Consider the following 19856-nt stretch of genomic DNA (forward strand, 5'->3'; position numbering starts at 1 on the left):
TGTTTACGACTGCACGGCGGACAGCAGCGCCGAATACATGGTGTTGATGGCCTGGATCAGCGCGGAGGCCGCGGTGTACTTGTTCTGAAGCGTGCTGAGCTTGGCGGACTCCTCGTCGAGGTTGACGCCGGATTGCGAGGACAGCGAACTCGCATAGGTCGACTGCGCGGTTTCCTTCGCGGTGTAATCGGTGGACGCCTGCGAGGCCTTGCTGGCCACGTCGGCCACGATGGCCGAGGCATAATCGGCGAGCGAACCGGTGGTGGCGGCGAGCCCGCCGGTGGTGGCGAATGTCCGGGAGTCCGTCAGCGCGTCGTAGAAGGCGTTGACGACGGTGGCCGATCCCGACGACAGCACGGTGCTGCCCACCGTCAGGCTCGACGAGGAGTCCAGCGTCGCCAGTTGCAGCTCGTTCGTGCCTGACAGGATCTTGCTGTTGACCGCGATGTCAGCGGCGCTCGTTCCGGTCACGAGGTCGTTGAGGCCGAAATGCTCGGAAAATCCCTCGCCCGAGCTCCCCACCGAGCTCGTCATCTGGTTGATGGCGACGCCGTTGCCCGAGCCGGTCGCGGTGATCGAGAGATGGCCGTCCGCGTCGACTGAGGCCGACAGTCCGGAGATGCCGTTGATGGCGGTGACGAGGTCGCCGACGGTGGAATAGGACGACAGGTCGAGATCGCCGTAGGAGACCAGATTGCCGCTCTGGTCGGTGACGGCAAGACGCACTGTGCCGGTGGCGGACAGCGCCGTGCTGCTGGTGACGCTGGTCGTCCCTGTGAGGCTCGTCGGCGCCGGCACAGCGGAGGCGCTGTTCGAGACGCTGTTCATTGCGGACGCAAGCTGCTGGGCGAGCTGATCGAGCTGGGACTGCGCGTTCGGCAGTGTCGTGTCGCGGAGCGTGATGAGCGCGCCGATGTCCCCGCCTGTGATCTGCGAGGTGATGTCGACCCCGTTCACCGTGATCGCGCTGAAGCCGCTCGACGAGGAACCGGCGGTATAGGTCGTCGCCGCCGTCACATTGGCGGCGGCGGTATAGCTGATGGTATGCGCGGAACTGTCGACCAGCGCCTGGCCGGACTTGGTGTAGATCTGGATATCGCCGTTCGATGCCGTGAAATAATTGATGTTCATCCTGGACGCGAGGTCCTGGAGCGCGGTGTTGCGCTGGTCCTCCAGATCCGCGGTCGACTGGCCGGCCGCCGCGGTCTGCTTGATCTGCGCGTTCAGATCCGCGATCTGCTGCAGGTCCGTATTGACGTCATCGATCGAGGACGCGATGTCCTGGTCGGCATCGGAGCGGAGCTTCTGGATGCTGCTCGACGTCTCCCGCAACTGGCTCGCGACGTCGTCGAGCGCGCTGACGACGTTGGATTGCAACGAGGCGCTGCTCGGCGTGCTCGCCAGCGACGACAGCGCCGATTCCAGCGAAGCAATGCTGTTGGCGAGAGAGGTCCCGGTCGACGAACTGTCCGTACTGCTGGTCGAGCCGTAGAGCTTTTCCAGCGACGTCAGGTAGGTGTTGGTGGTATCGGCGGAGCCGAGGTCGGAGGTCGCGGAAATCAACGACTTCAGCAGCAGCTTGTCGACCGTCGAGGTGATGCCGGTCACCGTGACGCCGGTGCCGACGCCGTTGGTGACGCTGCTCGACTGGTTCGCGGTCTTCGCCGTATAGCCGGTCGTGTCGGCGTTCGAGATGTTCGACGACGTCACGCTGATCTGCACCGACGTGGCCGACAGGCCGCTGAAGGCGATCGATCGTGCGATATCGAGCGACACGGCGTGTCCTCCGTCGTCAGGCGCTGCGGCTGGTGCCGCTGGAGACCGCGCGCGCGGCGAGCCGGCCGGAGGCGCCATAGGGCGATACCGCCGCGATCTGCTCGCGGATCGCCTGCATAACGGCTTCGATCCGGCGGTTGCTGGCCTCGATGGCCGCGCGCAGGCGCACCAGATTCTCGTCCATCGCCATACGCAGCTTCAGGATCCGCTCCATGAGCTGCTCGCGCAGGATCCGGTCGCGTACGTTGAGGCTGGTCGTCCCCGCCGCGCATTCGGCGACGGTGCGTTCGAACATCTCCGCCAGGCGATTCTTCTCGTCGACCTGCTTCAGGCGCGAGGCCGGCAGGCCTTTAGCGAGTTCGGCATTCTCCTCGGCGACCAGCGCGGTCAGCGTGTCGATCAGCGTGATCAGCGACTTGATCCGGGCATCGCCATTTGCGGCGCTTGTCCGAGTGGCTTGAGCTACAGTCATGGTGATCGCCTTCTTCTAGTTGTGCCGTTTGCCGCGGTGGACTTGCGAACCACGCAAATACGCGCCGATCGCGGTCGTCCTGACGGTTGCCTGCCTCATCTCGCCCTCGATCTCCGCACATTCCCGCAGGAGACCGCGCCGTGTCGTCTCGACGTCGTCGAGCAGCGCAAGCAATTGCTTGCGGTCATCGCCTTTGGCGGTTGACGCCCGGGCCACCAGGCGCTTCAGCCGGCGCAGCAGCGCCTCTCCGGCGGCGCTCGCTTTCTCACCACGCATCGCTCACCTCATCGCCGAGATCAGGGTGTCGTACATCTTGTTGACGGTGGAGATGACCTGGGACGCGGCGGAATAGGCCTGCTGCGCCGAGATCATGCTCGAGAACTGGCTGGAGGTATCGGTGGTCGAGGATTCCAGCTCGCTGCCGTAGACCGTGCCCGCACCATTCTCGCCGGACGCCTGCAAGGAGGCATTCCCCGACGCCACGGTCGCCGAATAGAGTCCGTCGCTGGCCGCGGAGAGACCGTTGGGATCGGCGAACGTCGCCACCGCGATCTTGTAGATCGCGATGGTCTCGCCGTTGGAATAGGTCGCATCGACGACACCGTTCTTGCCGATCGAGATGCTGGACAGCTTGCCGTAGGACAGGCCATCGGAGTCGATGCTGGTGACGTTGACATCGGGCGTCGTTTCGCCGGAGGCATATTGCGTCAGGCCATCGGTGCCGCCGACCGTGCCGAGGTCCATGGTCACGGTGCTGTCGGCCGCGCCATCGGTCCAGCCCGTGATCGAGACGGTCGCCGGGTCCGGGCTGGTGCTGGCTAGCGAGCCGTCGCTGTTGAAGGTGATGTCGATCGTGCCCGAGGCCGTGCCTGTCGCGGTCGTGGTATCCGACGAAGAGGTCGGATTGGCGAAGCTCGCGCTCCAGGTGTTGGTGCCGGTCTTGCTCCAGGTGATCTGCATCGTGTTGGCAGCACCGAGGGAGTCATACACCGTCATCGAGCTGGTATAGGTGTCGCCGGTGGCAGCGTCCGACGGCAAATTGGCCGCGATCGTGGTCTTGGTAGTGGCGCTGCCGCTGGTCGAGGCGATCTGGGTATTGATGGCCGAGAGGTTGCTGGCCGACTCGCTGCCGACCACATTGCCGTCCGCGTCGGTGCGCCAACCCTCGAGGTAGCTGCCGTTGTTCTCGAGATAGCCGGCATTGTTGATCGTGAAGGCGCCGTTGCGGGTGTAGGACGTGATGCCGCCGGACGTGGCGCTGGTCACCACGAAGAAGCCCGAGCCCTGGATGGCGACGTCGGTGGCATTGGAGGTCGCCGCCAGCAGGCCCTGCTGGCTGATGTTGGCGCGGCCCGAGACGGTGACGCCGCCCGACGCATACGAGGTGGTATTGCTCGACGCGGTCACGAGCGCGTCGAACATCGCCGACGTCGTCTTGTAGCCGGTCGTATCGGAGTTGGCGATGTTGTCGCTGATCATCGACAGGGATTGGCTCTGGGCGCTGAGCGCCGAGATCGCCGAAGATAATGCACCGGTGAGACTCATGATGAAACTCCGAGGAAATCAGGACGCGGGATCAGGACGTGACGCCGAGGATGTTGGCGGCGCTGACGGCGACGCCGTTCACCGTGAGCGAGGGCGTGGAGGTCGAGGTGTCGATGCCGGTCACCGTGCCGGTGACGGTCGTGTAGTTGAGGACAGAGTTGCCGGCGGAATCGGTCGCGGTCACCGAGATGGTGTACTGGCCACCGTCGGAGAGCTGGTTGCCGCTGGAATCCTTGCCGTCCCAGGTGAAGCTGTTGGAGCCTGAATTGCCCGTGCCGGTGCCGGTGTAGACGACGTTGCCGGAGGAATCCGAGATGCTGATCGAGACATTCGAAGCAGCCGAGGACAGCGAGTAGCCGAACGTCGCCGAGCCGTTGCTCAGGGTCGACGTGTCGGTCTTCGCCTCGACGGTGTGGCCGATATAGTTCACCGAATTGAGCGTCACGAGGCTCGAGAACGAGCTCGCCAGCGAAGACATGTTCGAGTTGATCGACTGCTGCTGGGTGAAGTTGGCGTAGGAGGTGAGCTGATTGATGAAGTCCGTCGTCGAGGTCGCGTTCAGCGGATCCTGGTTCTGAAGCTCGCTGACGAGCAGGCTGAGGAAATCACTGGAGGTCAGCGACGAACTGGATGATGTGCTCGACGACGACGTCGTCGTGGTCGCAGTCGTTGCGGAACTCGCGGCGGAAACGGTCATCAGAAACTCCGGCTTCCTTGCGCGGCCAGCGACCAGACGTCGGTCGGCGCGCTTGAAATCTGTGTGCTGATGAAACGGTTGGGCGCGCGGATTCAGGCAGGGATTCGCGTGCGCGAAAACGGCATTCGACGCGGCAAAATCTGCCGTATTCACGCGTTAGCGATGCGATGATGTCAGGCTAGTTTGTTACGGCGATGGTGCCGCACTCCCTCTCCTCGCAAGCGGGGCGAGGTGAAAGAGACAGATCTCATCGGAGAGAAAGAGCCGTTCAGCTCCCCGCCGTCTCGCCTTCGGTGCGGGGCTCGGCAGTGTCGCCTTTCGTTTTCGCGGCGGCGGCAACGATGCGGTCGGCGAGGCCTGCGGGGGCGCGGACCGGCGGCGCGGCGAGCGCCTGGCGCAGGGTGCGCGCCTCTTCGAGCAGGGCTTGCGCGGTGGACGAGCGTGCCAGCAGCTCTTCGGCAGGCAAGCGCCGATCGTCGGGCCAGAGGGAGAGATCCTCGCCCAGCCGATCGATCAGTTCCTCAAACTCGGTGACGTCCATCGCCCGCCGGTCCCGCTTCGGTCAGGCCACGTCATAAAGCATTGCAGGCAAGGCGGAAACCGGATTCCGGCGGTTTCACGCGCCAAAACCGTCCGCAGCACTACGGAAGGCGGCCGAAACGGCCGGCCGTGGAATCGTTGGCATGCTTCGGGACCAGACGGCCCGCGCTTTTCAGCCCCTGCGGGCCGAATCGGCCGGCCCGGCCTTGCCACCGCGCAACGTCGCATCGACGTGCTCCCAGGCCTCCCGCAACTCGGTCAGCCCGGCAATGATGCGGCCAAAGCTTTCACGTGCATGCGGGCGGCCGAAGGCCTTGTGGCTCGCCACGATCATCGCGTTGTAGGTCTGGAACAGCCGCTCGGCCACTGCCCCACCCTTGGCGAAATCGAGATTGTGGCTGAGCCCGCGCAGGATCGCGGTCGCCTTCATCAGGTACTCGTGCCCCTCCTCGAAGCGCCGCGCCTCCTGCGCGGCCAGCGACTTCTGGAGGAAGGTCATCGCGCCGCCAAGCAGCATCGAGATCGCCTTGAGCGGCGGCACGCTGGTCGCGGCTCCCCGATAGGCCTGGTTGGCCATGTACGCCATCGGATTATGCATCATCAATCACTCGAGCTGGAATTGAGCAGGGCCTTGAGATAGGTGAGCGTGTTGTTGGCGCTCTCGATCGCGGCCTGGTAGGCCGCATATTGCACCTGGAGCTGCGCCTGGTAGGCCGACGCGGCGCTTTCGATATCGTCGACCTTCTGCTGAAGTTCGCTGTCGCGATCGGTCAGATTCGTGATCAGCGTCTGCAACGCGCCCGTGCTCGACGAGTAGTTCTTGGAGATCTGGTAGAGCTGGGTCGCGATGCCCTGGGTCGAGGTCACCGTGATCGACTGCGACGTCGATCCCGAATAGGTGAAGGCCATGCCGGCATAGGCCGTTCCGGCAGCGCCGATGATCGTCGTGCCGCTGATCGTGAACAGCGATGAATCGCCGCCGACCGAAGCCGAGGATAGGTTGCCGTCGGAATCCACCGTCAGATCCAGCGTAAAGGATTGCGGCGACGTTCCGGTGTTGACGACGCTGAGCTGGCTCGACGATGTCTTGGTCTGCGCCGACAGGAACGTGGTGACGCCGCTCAGATTCGTGCTGAGGATCTCGGACAGCGTCGAGGTGTCGAGCTCGAGCTCGTTCTTCTCGTTGAAGGACAAGCCGAGGTCCGCCATGGTGAGACCGCCGACGGTGCTGTTGAGCGCGTTCTGGAGCGCGTCCATGATATCGCGCATGGTGCCGTCGCCGAACAGCACCGCGCTCGAATCCGCCGTACCGTCCGACGACGTGGCTTGCTGCGCGATCACCGCATCGCGAAACGCGTTGTAGTTGGTGACGAAGGTCTCGACCGCCGATTCGATCTGGCTGGTGTCGGGCTCTATGCTGATGTTCACCGTGGCACCATCAGGCGTCGCCTGGAGCAGGTTGAACGTCACGCCCGTGAGCACGTCGGTGATGTCGTTGGTATCCCGGGTCATCGAAATGCCGTCGAGGGAGAAGATGGCCGCCTGCGACGTCTGGAGGACGTCGGCGAAGGCGCCCGTGCTGTCGGTCACCCCGAGCTCGTTCAGGATGTCGTCGCCGGACGTGCTGGAATAGGTGATGTCGGCGGCATCCTCGGTTCCCGTCAGCACCATCTCGTAGGACCCGCTCGACACCTGCACGATCGAGGCCTGGACGTTGGTGGTCGAGGTCTGGGCGTTGATGCTGTCGACGATGTCCTGGAGTGACATCGTGCTGGTGATGGTGATGTCGGACGTGGTGCCGCCATCGAGACCGATGGAGAACGTGCCGGAGTAGCCGAGCTCGTCGGTCTGGCTCGACTGCGAGGTGCCGACCACCTTGTGCGCGGTCGCGATCTGGCTGATCGTGAGCGTATGGTCGCCTGTCGCAGCGCCATTGCTGACCGACATCGACAGCGCGGAGGACGCGCTCACGTCGCCGGTCGAGCTGATGGTCGCAGCGCGGGTGGCAAAGGCGTTGGTCGCCAGCGAATTGATGACAGAGGTCGCGAGCGAGGACAGCCCGCTCGACAGCGTGGAAAGGTTGGTCTGAAGCGTCTCGTAGGCGGAGATCTTGGCTTCGTTGTTGGTAATCGTGGTCGAGATCGTAGTCGCCGTAGCGAGCTTCGCGTTCACCGCGGCGGTGATCAGCGCACTCCAGTCGACGCTTGTCGAGGTCGTGGTCCCGGTCGTGGTGACCGAGGAGCTGCTCGACGAGCTGGTCGTCGACGTGCTGCTGGTGCTCGAACTGACGCTTGTCACTTTGCTGCCCGATCCATCCAGGATTCATCCGAGGCTGGACCGGGCCGGCATCAAGCCGGCCCGGTATGACGATCGTTAGGGCCGCGTGCCTTAGCCGAGCAGCTTGAGCAGATATTGCGGCATCTGGTTCGCGGCGGATTCGGCCGACACCGCCGCCTGGGTCTTCACCTCGGCGGAGGACAGCTTGGCCTGCTCGGCCGCGATATCGACGTCCTTGATCGCCGAATTCGCAGCCTGCAGGTTCTGCGTCTGCGTCGAGATCGAGTCCGATGAGAAGTTGAAGCGCGATTCCTGCGCACCGATGCTGGCGCGGGCGGCCGAGACGGTGTCGATCGCGGTATCGAGCGCGGTCAGCGCCGAGGTCGCATCCGACAGCGAGCTCACGTCGAGCGAGGACACGCCAAGCGAAGACGCCGTGAGGCTGGTCAGGGTGATGGTGATGGTATCCGAGCCGGAGGAGCCGACCAGGACCGAGACGCCGGAGGCGAACACGCTGGAGCCATCAAGCAGGCTCTGGCTGGAGTAGCGCGTGCCGCTCGCGATCGAGTCGATTTCGCTCGTCAGCTGCGTGAATTCCGAGTTGATGTAGGCGCGGCTGGAGTCGGTCGTGGTACCCGACGCCGATTCCGAGGCCAGCGACTTCATGCGCGCCAGGATATCGGAAATGTTCGAGGCGCCGCCGTCGGCGGTCTGGAGGATCGCGGTCGCCTGCGAGGCGTTGGTCGCGGCCTGCTGGAGCGTGGTGACGTCCGAGGAGATGCGGGTCGAGATGGCGAGGCCGGCGGCGTCGTCGGAGGCCGAGGTGATGCGCGAACCGCTCGACAGCTTTGCGAGCGAGCTGCTCTCCTGCGCGGAATTGATGTTGAGATAGCGGACCGCGGAGTTCGCCGCGGTGTTGGTATTGATTGCAGGCATTGGAAGCTCCTGTGCTGATGGGCATGGCGTGCCGCATCGTTGAAGACGATTGACGACGCGGACCGCAGCCCCGTCCGTTCGCTCAAACGGCGGAGCGCAAGGAGATCAGGCGCGAAAATTTTCGTGACGTGATTTTTATGGTTAGCAATCGGTAAACGCGGTGCGGATGTCGCGCTCGTGCTTGCGCAGCAGCTGGCGAAGCTGCTGGCGACCGCGCTTGAGCAGCGACTCCACGGCAGCCACCGTGGTGTCCATCACCTGCGCGATCTCGCCGTTGCTCATGTTCTCGTGGTACGAGAAGATCACCGCGATCCGCTGTTGCTCGGGCAGGCGCTGCATCGCGAGCTCCAGCATGCCGTTCAGCTCGTTGCGCTCGATGATCTCGACGGCGCCGGGCTGACCGTCGGCGACCTCAGGCACGGTCTCGACATTCTCGTTGCGCGGCTTGCGGCGCAGATCGATGCAGCGGTTGGAAATGACGCGATAGAGCCAGGTCGAGAATTTGGCGCGGCCGTGCTGCCAGCGACCGCGATGACTCCAGATCTTGAGCATGGTGTCCTGCACCACGTCTTCGGCATCCGCCGCGTTGCCGACAATGCGCAGCGCGATCGCGTAGGCGCGGTCGATGTGACGTTCGACCAGCATGCGGAACGCGGCTTCGTCGCCGGTGGCGAGCTTGTCCAGAAGTTCGCTGTCCTCGTCGTAGACGATTTCGGCGGCAACTGGTGCGCTGTCCGGCGCGAGCGGCACCGACGGCATCACCGGTACGATCGCATCGACCGGCGCCGTCGTCGTGATCTCGGCTTTGGCGGGAGCCCAGACATCAGCAGCGTAACTCATCCCGCAACCTCCAACCCGCAATGCCGGCGGCGCACATGCCACACGGCTTCCAGGAGTTGAACGCGGCGCCAAAACAATCCAGGCGGAGAATTTTTGTTATTTTTCAAGATGTTAGCCGGTCGTTTTTGCCGAGCATCGGGCAATAATTGCCGACCGCACGATGCTCTCGCGCGTCACAGCTGCAATCATCACATCGTCTCGCGCCATGGCGGATCATCCATCCCGAATAGATGTCGTTGAGAGAAAACGCTGACATTACGCGGCACTAGGCGATCGAACGCGACGCGCGCGAAGCGCATCGAGGAGCGATTGTTTCCGAGTGTGAATGAACGCGAGACGACTTTCGCACCCGGCAATTTTTGCCGAATCACCTTTTTCGAACCTAGCGTTTTTTTTGAATCTGTCAGTCGCGACGAATGCGATTTTGAATCGTGCGTGAAGTTTTTTCGTCGTTGTGGCGCCTGACTCCGCGCATGCGCACGTTAATCGTCATGGTGGACGGGGAATTGTCGCATGATGATCGCAACGGCAGGGCTCGCGCCCCGCACGAAAATTGTTTCTGCTTGGTCGTTCGATGTTTTCGATACGTTTCTGCTTCGCGCCTGCACGACGCCGGATGGCGTATTTGAAAGGACTTACGAGCTTTCCGGCATTTCACGAACTTGTCCGAATGTTTCCGCAAGTTTCGTTCAGCATCGAATCCAGGCCGAATCGCGCGCACGCCGGACCGCGAAGGAGAAGCGCGGCGGAAGCGAAGTTCACATCGCCGAGATCTATTCCTATTTTCCGTTCAAGCTGTTCGGCCTTGAGCGAGGAGACCTGAACGATCTGGTCGAATCGGAGTTCGCCGCCGAACTGGAGCTCTGCCGCGCCAATCCCGACATGATCAGGCAATATCTGGACATGAACCGCGCCGGCCATCGCGTCGGATTCATCTCCGACACGTATTGGGATTCCGACCGGCTGGCGCGACTGCTGCGAGCCTGCCGTCCCGGGCTGGCATGGGACTTCCTCTATGCGTCGTGCGACCACGGCAACAGCAAGAGCGAGACGCTATTCGCGACGTATCTGTCGGAGCAGGGCATCGACGCCAGTTCCTCCTTTCACGTCGGCGACAACGAGAAGGCCGACATCAAGGGCGCGAAGCGCCACGGCATTTGCCCTCGTTATTATCCTCAGGCCACCGCGCAACTGGCCTCGAGATTTCAGCGCGAAACGGCGTTGTTCGAACTGTTGTGCGCCGGCGGCCCGTCGCGGCTTGATCATGGTGCGCGAACGCTACGGCGCATGGTCGCTGCCCGCAGCGCCGGGAAATCCCCAGCCTTCCACCTGGGGCTGACGGTCCTCGGCCCGGTCATGGCCGCCTGCGATGCCTTCATCGCCAGACGTTGCGAAGAAATATCCGGTCCCGGCCGAAAGGTCGCCCTCGGCTTCCTCGGCCGCGATGGTTTTCTGCCGCACCGGATCTGGCAGGATTTGCACGGCATGAGCTCGGCCTATCTCGAGATCAACCGCCGCGTCAGCCTGATCGCCTCCGCCGACACGATGCAGCCGCTGGTCGACCTTCTCAGCAAGGTCCTCAAGATCGACGCGCCGACCTTCCACGACATGATGAAGGTGCTGCCGCCGAGGGTCGCAAATTTCTTCGCCGGCTTCCCCGGCGGAATTGCCACGGGCGAAGCGCTCGCCGAGGCGCTTCCGGAGCTGATCGACCCGGCCGAAATCGTCGAGCTCGCCGCCGGCCTGCGCGCCCGGCTGCTCGCCTATCTCCGCCACGCCATTCCCGGCTTCGACGACTGCACCGATCTCGTGCTCGCCGATCTCGGCTATTCCGGCAGCGTGCAGAAGGCGCTACGACGGGTGTTCGACATGGAAGGCATCAAGATCCGCCTGCACGGCGCCTATCTGATGTCGCTCGACGACGCCTTCGACGACCTGGCCGAGGAGGATGGTGCGGAAGGCTTCATCTCCGATCTCGTGGTCACCCCTCACGTCAAACGCATGCTGATCCGCAACGTCGCTGTGCTGGAGCAGATCTGCTGTTCGGCCGACGGTTCGGTGCGCGACTATGACGGCGACCGGGTCCTGCGCGAGATCAATCCACGCCCCGCATGCCAGATCGCGCTGGCGGGCGAGATTCAGGCCGGCGCCCTCGCCTTTGCCGCCAGCGCTGAAGACGTGGCACTTGACTTTGGCCTTACTCCCTATGCGGCGCCCCAAATCGCCGCGCGCTGGTGCGCAGCGACATTGGCGCGCCTCCTGCTACTGCCCGATGACGACGAGCTGGCGCTGCTCGGTGCCTTGAAGCATGATGTCAACCTCGGCACGCATGCGCTGGCACCGATGGTCGACGGCGATTTCATCCGCCGGCAGATCACCGCACGCGGCCTCTCCGCCGCCCGCACATCGGCCGCGCCGCCGATGTGGCTCGCGGGCAGCTTTGCCCACCTGTCGCCATCCCACGCCTATCTCTACACGCTGTTCGGCGCCAACCGCCTGCCGGCCGATGTCTTCGAGGAAAGCCCCGGCGGCCCGGTTCAGGTCGGATTGTTCCGCGCCAGTGGCGAAGCGACGCTGGAGAAGGCGACCGTCCACCGCACCGGCCTCGGCGAACTGCGCGTGCGCATTCCGGTCTCGCGCGCGATGAGCATCGCCATGATCGCGCTGCCGCTGCCGAAATTCGCCGCAGAGGGCCTGCTGCATGGCGTCACCATCCAGACCGCCGACGATGTTCGCGACGCCGCCGAGAGCCAGGACGTGACCGGCATCGCGGCTGAAAGCCTGATTTATGCCGGCATTCAGCGGAACGGCGATCACTATCGCGCCGAGACCGAGGACGGCTGCCTGCTGATCCCGATCGCCCCGATGACGCAGGACATTGCGATCTATTCTGTGGCCATCACCCCGCTCGGCGCCTGCCCCAAATAATGCGCCTGATCGCGCCACCCGGACCGTTGAAGTCAAAGGGCTGGGACTGGGGGTACGGAATTGACGGACGGGACGCACGAAAACCTTGATCGGCTGCTGCTATCCGGCGGTATCAGGCTCGGCCAGGCCCAACGCGATCGCCTCGATTGGCTAACCGGCCAGTACGGCGCGCCGACGTTCGATGATCTGCCGGACGGAAGGCGAAACGGCGTGATCATCCTCAAGGAGCCACCGAGCGGCGCGGCGGCCGAGCTGTTCTACCGCTCGCTCACGCCTGGCTGCGCCGTCGTCATCCCCAGAAGCGAGAACCCCGGCTTCGACTTTCTCAAGTCCAAGCTGACCGAGTTCGGCACCGTCGGCCCCTGCGGCGCGGACGGGCCGCACGAGATGTGGTGGGGCGGCATCGGCTGGTCGAAATTCCTCACGGCAGCCGATGCGTCCACCGTCCGCCCCCGGATCGTCTCCTGCTATCCCCGCGGCACCGACGCGACCGCGGCTTTCGCGCTCCGGCATTCGCTCGAGCGGTTTGACCTCGCCTGCCATATCGAGCCGATCGAGACGGAGTTCAGCGACCGCCTCCTCTGCTTCGAAAAGGCCGAGTTCATGGTGCGGATGTGGAACAAATATCGCGAGCCGCTGCTGTTCGTCGAAGCCGGCGCGACCTTGCGCGAGGCCCCGCTGCTGCCGTCCTTCCTCGGCTGCGATGTCGCACTCCACAAGTGGAATCGCTGGGAGATGTCGGCACGCACGCTCTATCTCGGCCGCACCGGGCGCGCCGAAATGCTGTTGCGCACCTGGCAGCAGCTCGCCGCGTCCTACCCTGCGATCTGGGAGGGCTATCTGCTCGACCAGGCCTGGAGCCTGACCTCCTCGCAGGTGCCGCTCGATACGGTGTGGTTGCCGCGGTCCTATCACGCGCTGAAGGGCGATCTCGGCGCGATGCGCGCCACGGTGCTGCATGACCGGCAGACGACGACGATGGAGCTCGGGCCTGATCCCGCTTTTGCAGGCATCGTGCGCTCCGCCCGCCGCGCCGGACGCACCGGTGCCCGCGATGCTTTCATGGTGATGACTTCGAAGCCCGAGACCGCCAACGGCATCGCCGTGATCCTGCGCGACATCTCGGCCAGTGATGCCGGCGCGGTGGCAGCAACCGTGGAAGCCGTGACCGGCGCCTACGCCGCCGATAGCGGCGGATACGGCCGGCTCGAGCTGTCGCTCTGTGCCTGGCAGGACGATGTCGGCGCCGCGCGCGATGCCGCAGCACTGGCGCGCTACCGCATCCTGGAGATCGCGCCGGGGCAGCGCATCGCCAACGATTTCTTCGCCCACCACGCGGCCGACGATGCGGTCATGACCGCCCGCCATCTCTTTCCCTGAGGCACGCCACAGATGCTCAAGACCATCATCCTGCTCACCGATACCGTGCAACAGCAGCAGCCGCTGGCCAATCTGCTCCGCGAGCACAATCGCGACCTCGCCTTCTGCTCGGCGCTGCGCGCATCGGACCTCAGTGCGATCGATCCGGACGTGCTGAGCGAAGCGCGGCTCGTCTCCTTTGCCGCCGACATCGCCGTCTCCGAAAAGTTCCTGCTTCAGCTCGGCTACGGCGCCTACAAATTTTTCGCGGCGCCCGTGCAATATCCCGGCTTACCGCTGGCGCCCGACGAGAACGACGACGATCCGCGCTGCTACTCCGTGATCGCGCAGTCGATGACGATCTGGCCGGATTTCAAGAAAGTGGTCGGCCTCGAGACTGTGACGGTTCCGGACGGCACCGTTCCTGCCGAGCGCGAGCGGCTGGTGTTCTCACGCCTCGCTCATCTGTTCTGGCAGATGTCGGGCATGATCGCCGGCGAGGCGACGGATTTCCCCGGCATCATCGGGTCCGGCGAGAACCAGCGTCCGACGCTTGCGATGATGAACTGAGCTAGCGCGCCGCGCGGCGAAGCTGTTCCGACAGCGCGTCGCGGTGCACGGGCGCTGCGATCGCAATCATGCGACGCGCACGCTCGGCGAGGCCGCAGCCACGCAGCTCCGCGACACCCCATTCGGTGACGATGGCATCGACATCGGCGCGAGGTGTCGTCACCGTCTCGACGTCAGCGACGATCCGGCTGGTCCCGTCCGACGCCGTCGCCGGCAGCGCGATGATCGCCCTGCCCCCGAGTGATACATTGGCCCCGCGCACGAAATCGAGCTGCCCCCCGATCGCGCCGATCGTCACGCCATTCAGCGTCTCTGAATTCACGCTGCCGTCGAGCCCGACCTGAAGCGCCGAGTTGATCGCGACCAGCCGGTTGATCCGCGCCAGCACGCCCTGGCCATGCGTATATGACGTCGGCCGCACCGCGACGGCCTCGTTCTCGTGCACGAAGCGATAGAGCCGCTGCGTGCCGATCACCTGGTTGGTGACCGTGATCCCGGGATCGATTCCCTTCTCCGCATTCGTCACCGCGCCGCGCTCGATCAGCTCGACGACGGCGTCATTGATCAGGCCGGAATGGATGCCGAGATTGCGCGCATGCGACAGCGAGGACAGGATCGCATCCGGAATCCGTCCCACACCGAACTGAAGCGTGCTGCCGTCGGCGATCAGGCCCGCCGCATGAGCGGCAATACGCCGCGAGACATCGTCAAGCGGCGGTGAGGCCAGCTCCAGCGGCGGACGTCGGGCCGCCACGCGCACATGGATCGGCACATCCTCAGGCCACTCGGCTCCGAACGTAAAGGGCGCGTCCGCATTTATCTCGGCAATGACCAAGCGCGCGCCGCGCGCGGCGTCGATGACATAATCGTTGGAGAGGCTGGTGCTCAGCCGTCCTCCTGATTCCGCGAGCTGGACCAGCACAACATCAGCCTTGTGGCGGCGCGCGACAAAGTCGGCGCAAAAAGCGCTGTAGTTGCTCGGGATCACGTCGAGCCGCCCGGCTTTGGCGAGCCGCCGCGCATTGCCGATCACGCCATAGCTCTGGAACGAGTCGTTCGGCGCGCTGGCGGCGGAGAACGTCTCGGAGAAGATCGGCCCGACCATCATGCGAAAGCGCGGCAGATACACCGCCTGCGCCATCAGCGCCTCGGTCAGCGTAACAGGCTCCGCCGTCGCCTGCCCACACACGACGAGATCGCTCTCGCGGACCAGGCCCGAAAAATCGATCGAAGCGATCTCCGCAGGCATCGCCGCCTCAGTCCATTGGCGCGAGGCGTGTGGAGGACTCGCCGAGCAGCGTCCGAAGCTCCGTTTTCACGATCTTGCCGTAGCTGTTCTTCGGCAGCTCGCCGGTGAGGAAATAATGTTTCGGCCGCTTGAAGCGCGCGATCCAGGCGTTGCACATCTGGTCGAGCTCGTCCTGGGTGACCGCTCTTCCCGCGACGGGAACGACGACCGCCACCACTTCCTCGCCCCATTCCGGATGCGGCCGGCCGATCACCGAGACTTCGGCGACAGCCTCGTGCCGCAGCAGCACCTCCTCGACCTCGCGCGGATAGATGTTGGTGCCACCGGAGATGATGACGTCCTTGGACCGGTCCTTCAGCGTGAGGAAGCCGTCGGCGTCAAAGGCACCCATGTCGCCGGTGTAGAGCCAGCCGTCGCGCAGCGCGTTCGCGGTGGCGTCCGGGTTCTGCCAATAGCCGGACATGACTGTATCGCCGCGCACGATGATCTCGCCGATCTCGTCAGGTGCAACCTCCTGTCCACCCTCATTCACGGTCCGCACCTGCACAACGCCCTGTGCGATGCCGACCGAAGCGAGGCGCTCTTCATGACGCGGGTGGCCGGCGTCGACATGCATCGACTTCGGTAAATAGGTGATGGTCATCGGCGTCTCGCCCTGACCGTAGATCTGCGCAAGTTTCGGTCCGAACACCGCCAGCGCTGCCTTGCAATCGGCGACATACATGGGGCCGCCGCCATAGATGATGGTCTTCAGCCCCGGCGCGCTCGAGCCTGCCGCTTCCGCCGCGACCGTCAGGCGGCGCACCATGGTGGGCGCAGCGAAGAAGGAGATGCCGTCGCGCTTGGCCGTCAGCTCCAAAATCTCGTCCGGCTCGAAGCGGCCGCTCTCCGGAATGATCTGCGCGCCCATGCCGAGCACGTGCGGCACCATGTAGAGGCCGGAGCCGTGCGACATTGGGGCTGCGTGCAGCAGTGCCTCACCTGGGACAACGGGGTTGATCTCGGCCAGATAATTCAGCGACATCGCAAGCAGATTGCGATGGCTGAGCACCGCGCCCTTGGGCCGGCCGGTGGTACCGCTGGTGTAGAAGATCCAGGCAGGGTCGGTGATGGCGACATCGGCGATGGCGATACCATCGGCCTTCTCCAGGCCGCGATGCTCGGCCGAACCGATCTCGACGACGCGCGGCCTGGCGGTGCCGAGCACAAGCGCCTCCGACGCAACGCTCGCCATGTCCTCGGTTACGAACACAAGCGCGGCGCTCGAGTTTTCGAGAATGAACGCAACCTCGCGCGGATGCAGCTTGGCGTTGATGGGAACGGCAACCAGCCCGGCATGCCAACAGGCATACAGGCAGGGGACGTAGTCCGGCACGTTCTTCATCAGCAAAGCGACGCGGTCGCCTTTGGCGAGGCCGAAGCGTTGCTGCAGCGATGCCGCCAGCGACGCCACTATCGTCGCGAGCCGGCCGTAATCGGCAACCGGCGTCAATCCCTTCAGCAGCGCCGGCGCGGACGCGTCGGCCTTGGCGGCCCGCAGGAGATGATGAGCGAGATTCATGGCAATCCTGCCGAACGCGCGAACTTAGTAAGACTTGGCCAGCCCAAGCACCTTTTCCGCAATGAAGCTGAGCGCGAGTTGCGGGCTGACCGGCGCGATGCGCGGGATCAGCACCTCGCGCAAGTATCGCTCGACGTGGAACTCCTTGGCGTAGCCGAAGCCGCCATGGGTCATCACGGCCTGCTCGCAGGCATGGTAGCCGGCTTCGCCTGCGAAATATTTCGCGGCGTTCGCGCCAGCGCCGCAGGGCAAGCCCTTGTCGTATTGCCAGGCCGCCTGCATCACCATCAGCCAGGCCGCCTCGAGCTCGACCCAGTTCACCGCGAGAGGATGCTGGATGCCCTGGTTCTTGCCGATCGGCCGATTGAACACCACGCGCGTCTTGGCGTATTCGGTCGCGCGCGACAGCGCGAGCTTGCCGAGACCGACGGCTTCCGCCGCGATCAGGATACGCTCGGGGTTCATACCTTCGAGGATGTACTGAAAACCCTTGCCCTCTTCGCCGATGCGATCCTCCATCGGGATCTCGAAGTCCTCGAAGAACAGCTCGTTGGAATCGACGATCTTGCGGCCCATCTTCTCGATCTCGTGGACCTTGATCTTCTTGCGGTCGAAGTCCGTGTAGAACAGGCTCAGCCCATGCGTCGGCGAGCGCACCTCCTCCAGCGGCGTGGTGCGCGCCAGCAGCAGGATCTTGTGCGCGACCTGCGCGGTGGAGATCCACACCTTCTGGCCGTTGACGATGTAGCGGTCGTTCTTGGCCACCGCGCGGGTCTTGAGCTGGGTGGTGTTGAGGCCGGTGTTCGGCTCGGTGACGGCGAAGCAGGCCTTCTCGCGGCCCTCGACCATCGGCGGCAGCATGCGCTTGCGCTGCTCCTCGGTGCCGAACACGACGACGGGGTTGAGGCCGAACACGTTGATGTGCACCGCGGAGGCGCCGGACATGCCCGCGCCGGATTCCGCAATCGTGCGCATCATGATCGCGGCCTCGGTGATGCCGAGCCCGGAGCCGCCATAAGCTTCCGGCACGCAGATGCCGAGCCAGCCGGCGTCAGCGAGTGCCTTGTGAAAGTCGTGCGGGAAGCCGCCGTCGTGGTCCTTCTTCAGCCAATAGGCATCGGGAAAGCCTTCGCAGATCTTTGCGATGGCGTCGCGAATGGCTTCCTGCTGATCGGTGAGCGCGAAATCCATGATGGTCTCCTTGTGGAGGCTCGTTGTTCCTAGCGCCCCATCTGCGAGGGCAGCCAGAGGATGATAGACGGAAACGCCACCAAAATCGCGATCGCGATCAGGTGCGCGATGAAGTGCGGGAAGGTGCCGTGGAACACCTCCGCGACGGGCCGCTTGGCATAGCGGGCGACGATGAAGCAGTTCAGCCCGACCGGCGGCGTGATCATGCCGACTTCGGCCGTGACGATCTTGATGACGCCGAACCAGATCGGGTCGAAGCCCAGCGTCTTGATCAGCGGCAGCACGATCGGCACCGTCAGCACCAGGATCGCGATCTGGTCCATAAACGAGCCGAGCACGATGTAGCCGCACAGGATCAGCGTGATGATCACCCAGCGCGAGGCCGGCAGCGAACCGATCCAGGCGACGAGGTCCTGCGTCACATGTGTGAGCGTGAAGAAGTAGCCGAAGATCGAGGCGCCGACGAGGATCATGATGATCATGCAGGTGCCATGGCTGGCGCGCAGCAGCGTCGCATAGAGCGAGGCCGGCGTGATCTTGCCCTTGACGATCGCGAGCAGGAAGGCGCCGAACGCGCCGAAAGCGGACGCTTCCGTCGGCGTCGCGACGCCGAGGTAGATCGTCCCTGTCACGATCGAGAACAACACAACCATCGGCGAGACCTGCCACAGCAGCGCGAACTTCTCGCGCCACGGCACCGACTTCGCCGCCGGCGCGCGTGACGGATCCTGCCAGACCAGGAAATAGATCGTGGCCATGATGGTGAACGTCACCAGGATCGCCGGGATGATGCCGCTGATCAGCAGCTTGCCGATGTTGACCTCGGCGAGAAGGCCGAAGATGACGAGCGCGACGCTGGTCGGCAGCAGCATCGACAGCGTGCCGGAGATGGCGACCACGCCGGCGGCCATCTTGGGCTCGTAGCCCTGGCGGATCATCGCCGGCAGACTGGTCGAGGACAGCGTCGCGGCAGAGGCCGTCGAGGTGCCGCAGATGGCTCCGAAACCGGCACCGGCGAGCGCGGTGGCCATGCCGAGGCCGCCGGGAATTCGGCCGACCCAGGCCGAGGCCGTCTTGAACAGATCGTCCGCGACGCCGGAGAGCAGCACGAGGTCCGCCATCAGCAGGAACATCGGAATGGTGATCAGCTCGTAGGAGGAGACGGTCGAGAGCGGAGCGGTCTGCAGGATACCGAACAGTGCGGACCAGCCGCCGACCATGACGAGGCCGACCGAGCCGGAGAAAGCCATGGCGAAACCGACGGGCGTGCCGAGCGCGAGCAGGCCGAACAGCAGGGCGAGAACGATGAAAGGTGTCATGGATTCCTGCCGTTACTCGAAGCTGCGTGCTTCGCCGACGCCGGTCACCGGCGGCAGCGGATAGAGGTCGCGCCCGCTGACGAGGCTCAGCACATTGCCGACGAGCTGGAGTGCCAGCCGCAGCACCAGCACGCCGCAGCCGAACGGCACCAGTGCCGCCGAGATCCAGGTCGGCCAGGGAATGGCGCCCGAGAGGACGTCGTGCTGCTCGTAATTCTCCAGTGCACGCTCGAACCCGACCTTGCAGATCAGGACGAACACGAACAGGCCGGCGAGCGCGGTGACGATCTCGGACAGCCGCCGTCCTGCCGGCGAGAAGCGCGACAAGAGGATGTCAACGCCGACATGCACGTGCTCGCGCAATGCGTCTGACAGCGTGAAGAAGAACACACCAGCGAGGAGATAGAGGCCGATCAGATCATAGGTAAAAGAGAACGGACTGTTCAGTGCGTAGCGCATGAACACGTCGGTCACGACAAGCAGCATGATCACGAACATGAACACCACCGCGATCACCGTCAGCGCGCGCTCCAGCGCGCCGAGCACATCTCCTGCCCGCTTGATCACCTCTCGCGCCTCCTTCTTCTCTGTCGGTT

19 protein-coding genes are annotated in these 19856 nt (G+C 64.4%); 4 read left to right on the forward strand and 15 right to left on the reverse strand.

The genetic code is table 11. From position 1 onward, the window contains the following. Nucleotides 1-3 precede the first annotated feature (3 nt). The 8 genes from flgK to fliD all read right to left on the reverse strand — a co-directional run bounded on the left by flgK (nt 4) and on the right by fliD (nt 7202). Nucleotides 4-1776, reverse strand: a complete 1773-nt coding sequence (gene flgK / locus NLM25_RS36430; protein WP_254140108.1) for a flagellar hook-associated protein FlgK — start codon at nt 1774-1776, stop codon at nt 4-6. 16 nt (nt 1777-1792) lie between these two features. Further along, nucleotides 1793-2248, reverse strand: a complete 456-nt coding sequence (locus NLM25_RS36435; protein WP_254122673.1) for a flagellar protein FlgN — start codon at nt 2246-2248, stop codon at nt 1793-1795. Between the two features lie 15 nt (nt 2249-2263). Further along, nucleotides 2264-2524: a hypothetical protein gene (locus NLM25_RS36440; protein ID WP_254140109.1), complete on the reverse strand. Its 261-nt coding sequence runs from the start codon at nt 2522-2524 to the stop codon at nt 2264-2266. Between the two features lie 3 nt (nt 2525-2527). Then, nucleotides 2528-3793, reverse strand: coding sequence for a flagellar hook protein FlgE (flgE, locus tag NLM25_RS36445; RefSeq protein ID WP_254122675.1), 1266 nt, complete (start codon nt 3791-3793; stop codon nt 2528-2530). A gap of 31 nt (nt 3794-3824) precedes the next feature. Continuing rightward, nucleotides 3825-4490: a flagellar hook assembly protein FlgD gene (locus tag NLM25_RS36450; protein WP_254140110.1), complete on the reverse strand. Its 666-nt coding sequence runs from the start codon at nt 4488-4490 to the stop codon at nt 3825-3827. Between the two features lie 268 nt (nt 4491-4758). After that, on the reverse strand, nt 4759-5031 hold the full coding sequence (locus NLM25_RS36455; protein ID WP_254140111.1) for a hypothetical protein: 273 nt from the start codon (nt 5029-5031) through the stop codon (nt 4759-4761). A 171-nt stretch (nt 5032-5202) separates the two neighbouring features. Beyond that, a complete protein-coding gene (gene fliS, locus NLM25_RS36460; RefSeq protein WP_254122678.1) occupies nt 5203-5631 on the reverse strand; it encodes a flagellar export chaperone FliS in 429 nt (142 codons plus the stop codon). Continuing rightward, the gene (gene fliD, locus NLM25_RS36465) at nt 5631-7202 is read right to left on the reverse strand and encodes a flagellar filament capping protein FliD (RefSeq protein ID WP_254140112.1); all 1572 of its coding nucleotides are present in this window, start codon (nt 7200-7202) and stop codon (nt 5631-5633) included. Before fliD ends, fliS begins: the two co-directional genes overlap by 1 nt. Between fliD and NLM25_RS44200 the strand changes: the two genes are divergently transcribed. Beyond that, the gene (locus NLM25_RS44200) at nt 7162-7407 is read left to right on the forward strand and encodes a hypothetical protein (RefSeq protein WP_254140113.1); all 246 of its coding nucleotides are present in this window, start codon (nt 7162-7164) and stop codon (nt 7405-7407) included. The two genes, fliD and NLM25_RS44200, sit on opposite strands and share 41 nt — an antisense overlap. 11 nt (nt 7408-7418) lie before the next feature. Here the strand turns inward: NLM25_RS44200 and NLM25_RS36475 are convergent, their stop codons facing one another. Continuing rightward, nucleotides 7419-8243: a flagellin gene (locus NLM25_RS36475; protein ID WP_254122680.1), complete on the reverse strand. Its 825-nt coding sequence runs from the start codon at nt 8241-8243 to the stop codon at nt 7419-7421. Nucleotides 8244-8384: 141 nt separating this feature from the next. Next, on the reverse strand, nt 8385-9083 hold the full coding sequence (locus NLM25_RS36480; protein ID WP_254140114.1) for an RNA polymerase sigma factor: 699 nt from the start codon (nt 9081-9083) through the stop codon (nt 8385-8387). A gap of 513 nt (nt 9084-9596) precedes the next feature. Here NLM25_RS36480 and NLM25_RS36485 point away from each other — a divergent pair. From NLM25_RS36485 to NLM25_RS36495, 3 genes are read left to right on the forward strand one after another with little or no spacing between them, the layout of a single operon-like run. Beyond that, nucleotides 9597-12011, forward strand: a complete 2415-nt coding sequence (locus NLM25_RS36485; protein WP_254140115.1) for a hypothetical protein — start codon at nt 9597-9599, stop codon at nt 12009-12011. A 60-nt stretch (nt 12012-12071) separates the two neighbouring features. Then, nucleotides 12072-13391: a hypothetical protein gene (locus NLM25_RS36490; RefSeq protein WP_254140116.1), complete on the forward strand. Its 1320-nt coding sequence runs from the start codon at nt 12072-12074 to the stop codon at nt 13389-13391. A gap of 12 nt (nt 13392-13403) precedes the next feature. Then, a complete protein-coding gene (locus tag NLM25_RS36495; protein ID WP_254140117.1) occupies nt 13404-13940 on the forward strand; it encodes a hypothetical protein in 537 nt (178 codons plus the stop codon). 1 nt (nt 13941) lies between these two features. Here the strand turns inward: NLM25_RS36495 and NLM25_RS36500 are convergent, their stop codons facing one another. Genes NLM25_RS36500 through NLM25_RS36520 form a run of 5 tightly spaced genes read right to left on the reverse strand, consistent with a single transcriptional unit; the run spans nt 13942 to nt 19827 of the window. Continuing rightward, entirely contained in the window at nt 13942-15189 is a 1248-nt protein-coding gene (locus NLM25_RS36500) for an acetyl-CoA hydrolase/transferase family protein (RefSeq protein ID WP_254140118.1), read from the reverse strand. 7 nt (nt 15190-15196) lie between these two features. After that, the gene (locus NLM25_RS36505) at nt 15197-16750 is read right to left on the reverse strand and encodes an AMP-binding protein (RefSeq protein WP_254140119.1); all 1554 of its coding nucleotides are present in this window, start codon (nt 16748-16750) and stop codon (nt 15197-15199) included. Between the two features lie 24 nt (nt 16751-16774). Beyond that, nucleotides 16775-17941: an acyl-CoA dehydrogenase family protein gene (locus NLM25_RS36510; RefSeq protein ID WP_014492761.1), complete on the reverse strand. Its 1167-nt coding sequence runs from the start codon at nt 17939-17941 to the stop codon at nt 16775-16777. A gap of 29 nt (nt 17942-17970) precedes the next feature. After that, entirely contained in the window at nt 17971-19260 is a 1290-nt protein-coding gene (locus tag NLM25_RS36515; protein ID WP_254140120.1) for a TRAP transporter large permease, read from the reverse strand. A 12-nt stretch (nt 19261-19272) separates the two neighbouring features. Next, nucleotides 19273-19827, reverse strand: coding sequence for a TRAP transporter small permease (locus NLM25_RS36520; RefSeq protein WP_254122689.1), 555 nt, complete (start codon nt 19825-19827; stop codon nt 19273-19275). Nucleotides 19828-19856 lie beyond the last annotated feature (29 nt).

The organism is Bradyrhizobium sp. CCGB01 (genome assembly GCF_024199795.1).
Classification (GTDB): domain Bacteria; phylum Pseudomonadota; class Alphaproteobacteria; order Rhizobiales; family Xanthobacteraceae; genus Bradyrhizobium.

Coding starts and splice junctions, on each gene's coding strand:
- NLM25_RS36435 (WP_254122673.1), bottom strand. CDS start 2,248: ATGACTGTAGCTCAAGCCACTCGGACAAGCGCCGCAAATGGCGATGCC.
- NLM25_RS36440 (WP_254140109.1), bottom strand. CDS start 2,524: ATGCGTGGTGAGAAAGCGAGCGCCGCCGGAGAGGCGCTGCTGCGCCGG.
- flgE (WP_254122675.1), bottom strand. CDS start 3,793: ATGAGTCTCACCGGTGCATTATCTTCGGCGATCTCGGCGCTCAGCGCC.
- NLM25_RS36450 (WP_254140110.1), bottom strand. CDS start 4,490: ATGACCGTTTCCGCCGCGAGTTCCGCAACGACTGCGACCACGACGACG.
- NLM25_RS36455 (WP_254140111.1), bottom strand. CDS start 5,031: ATGGACGTCACCGAGTTTGAGGAACTGATCGATCGGCTGGGCGAGGAT.
- fliS (WP_254122678.1), bottom strand. CDS start 5,631: ATGATGCATAATCCGATGGCGTACATGGCCAACCAGGCCTATCGGGGA.
- NLM25_RS36475 (WP_254122680.1), bottom strand. CDS start 8,243: ATGCCTGCAATCAATACCAACACCGCGGCGAACTCCGCGGTCCGCTAT.
- NLM25_RS36480 (WP_254140114.1), bottom strand. CDS start 9,083: ATGAGTTACGCTGCTGATGTCTGGGCTCCCGCCAAAGCCGAGATCACG.
- NLM25_RS36485 (WP_254140115.1), top strand. CDS start 9,597: ATGATGATCGCAACGGCAGGGCTCGCGCCCCGCACGAAAATTGTTTCT.
- NLM25_RS36495 (WP_254140117.1), top strand. CDS start 13,404: ATGCTCAAGACCATCATCCTGCTCACCGATACCGTGCAACAGCAGCAG.
- NLM25_RS36500 (WP_254140118.1), bottom strand. CDS start 15,189: ATGCCTGCGGAGATCGCTTCGATCGATTTTTCGGGCCTGGTCCGCGAG.
- NLM25_RS36505 (WP_254140119.1), bottom strand. CDS start 16,750: ATGAATCTCGCTCATCATCTCCTGCGGGCCGCCAAGGCCGACGCGTCC.
- NLM25_RS36510 (WP_014492761.1), bottom strand. CDS start 17,941: ATGGATTTCGCGCTCACCGATCAGCAGGAAGCCATTCGCGACGCCATC.
- NLM25_RS36515 (WP_254140120.1), bottom strand. CDS start 19,260: ATGACACCTTTCATCGTTCTCGCCCTGCTGTTCGGCCTGCTCGCGCTC.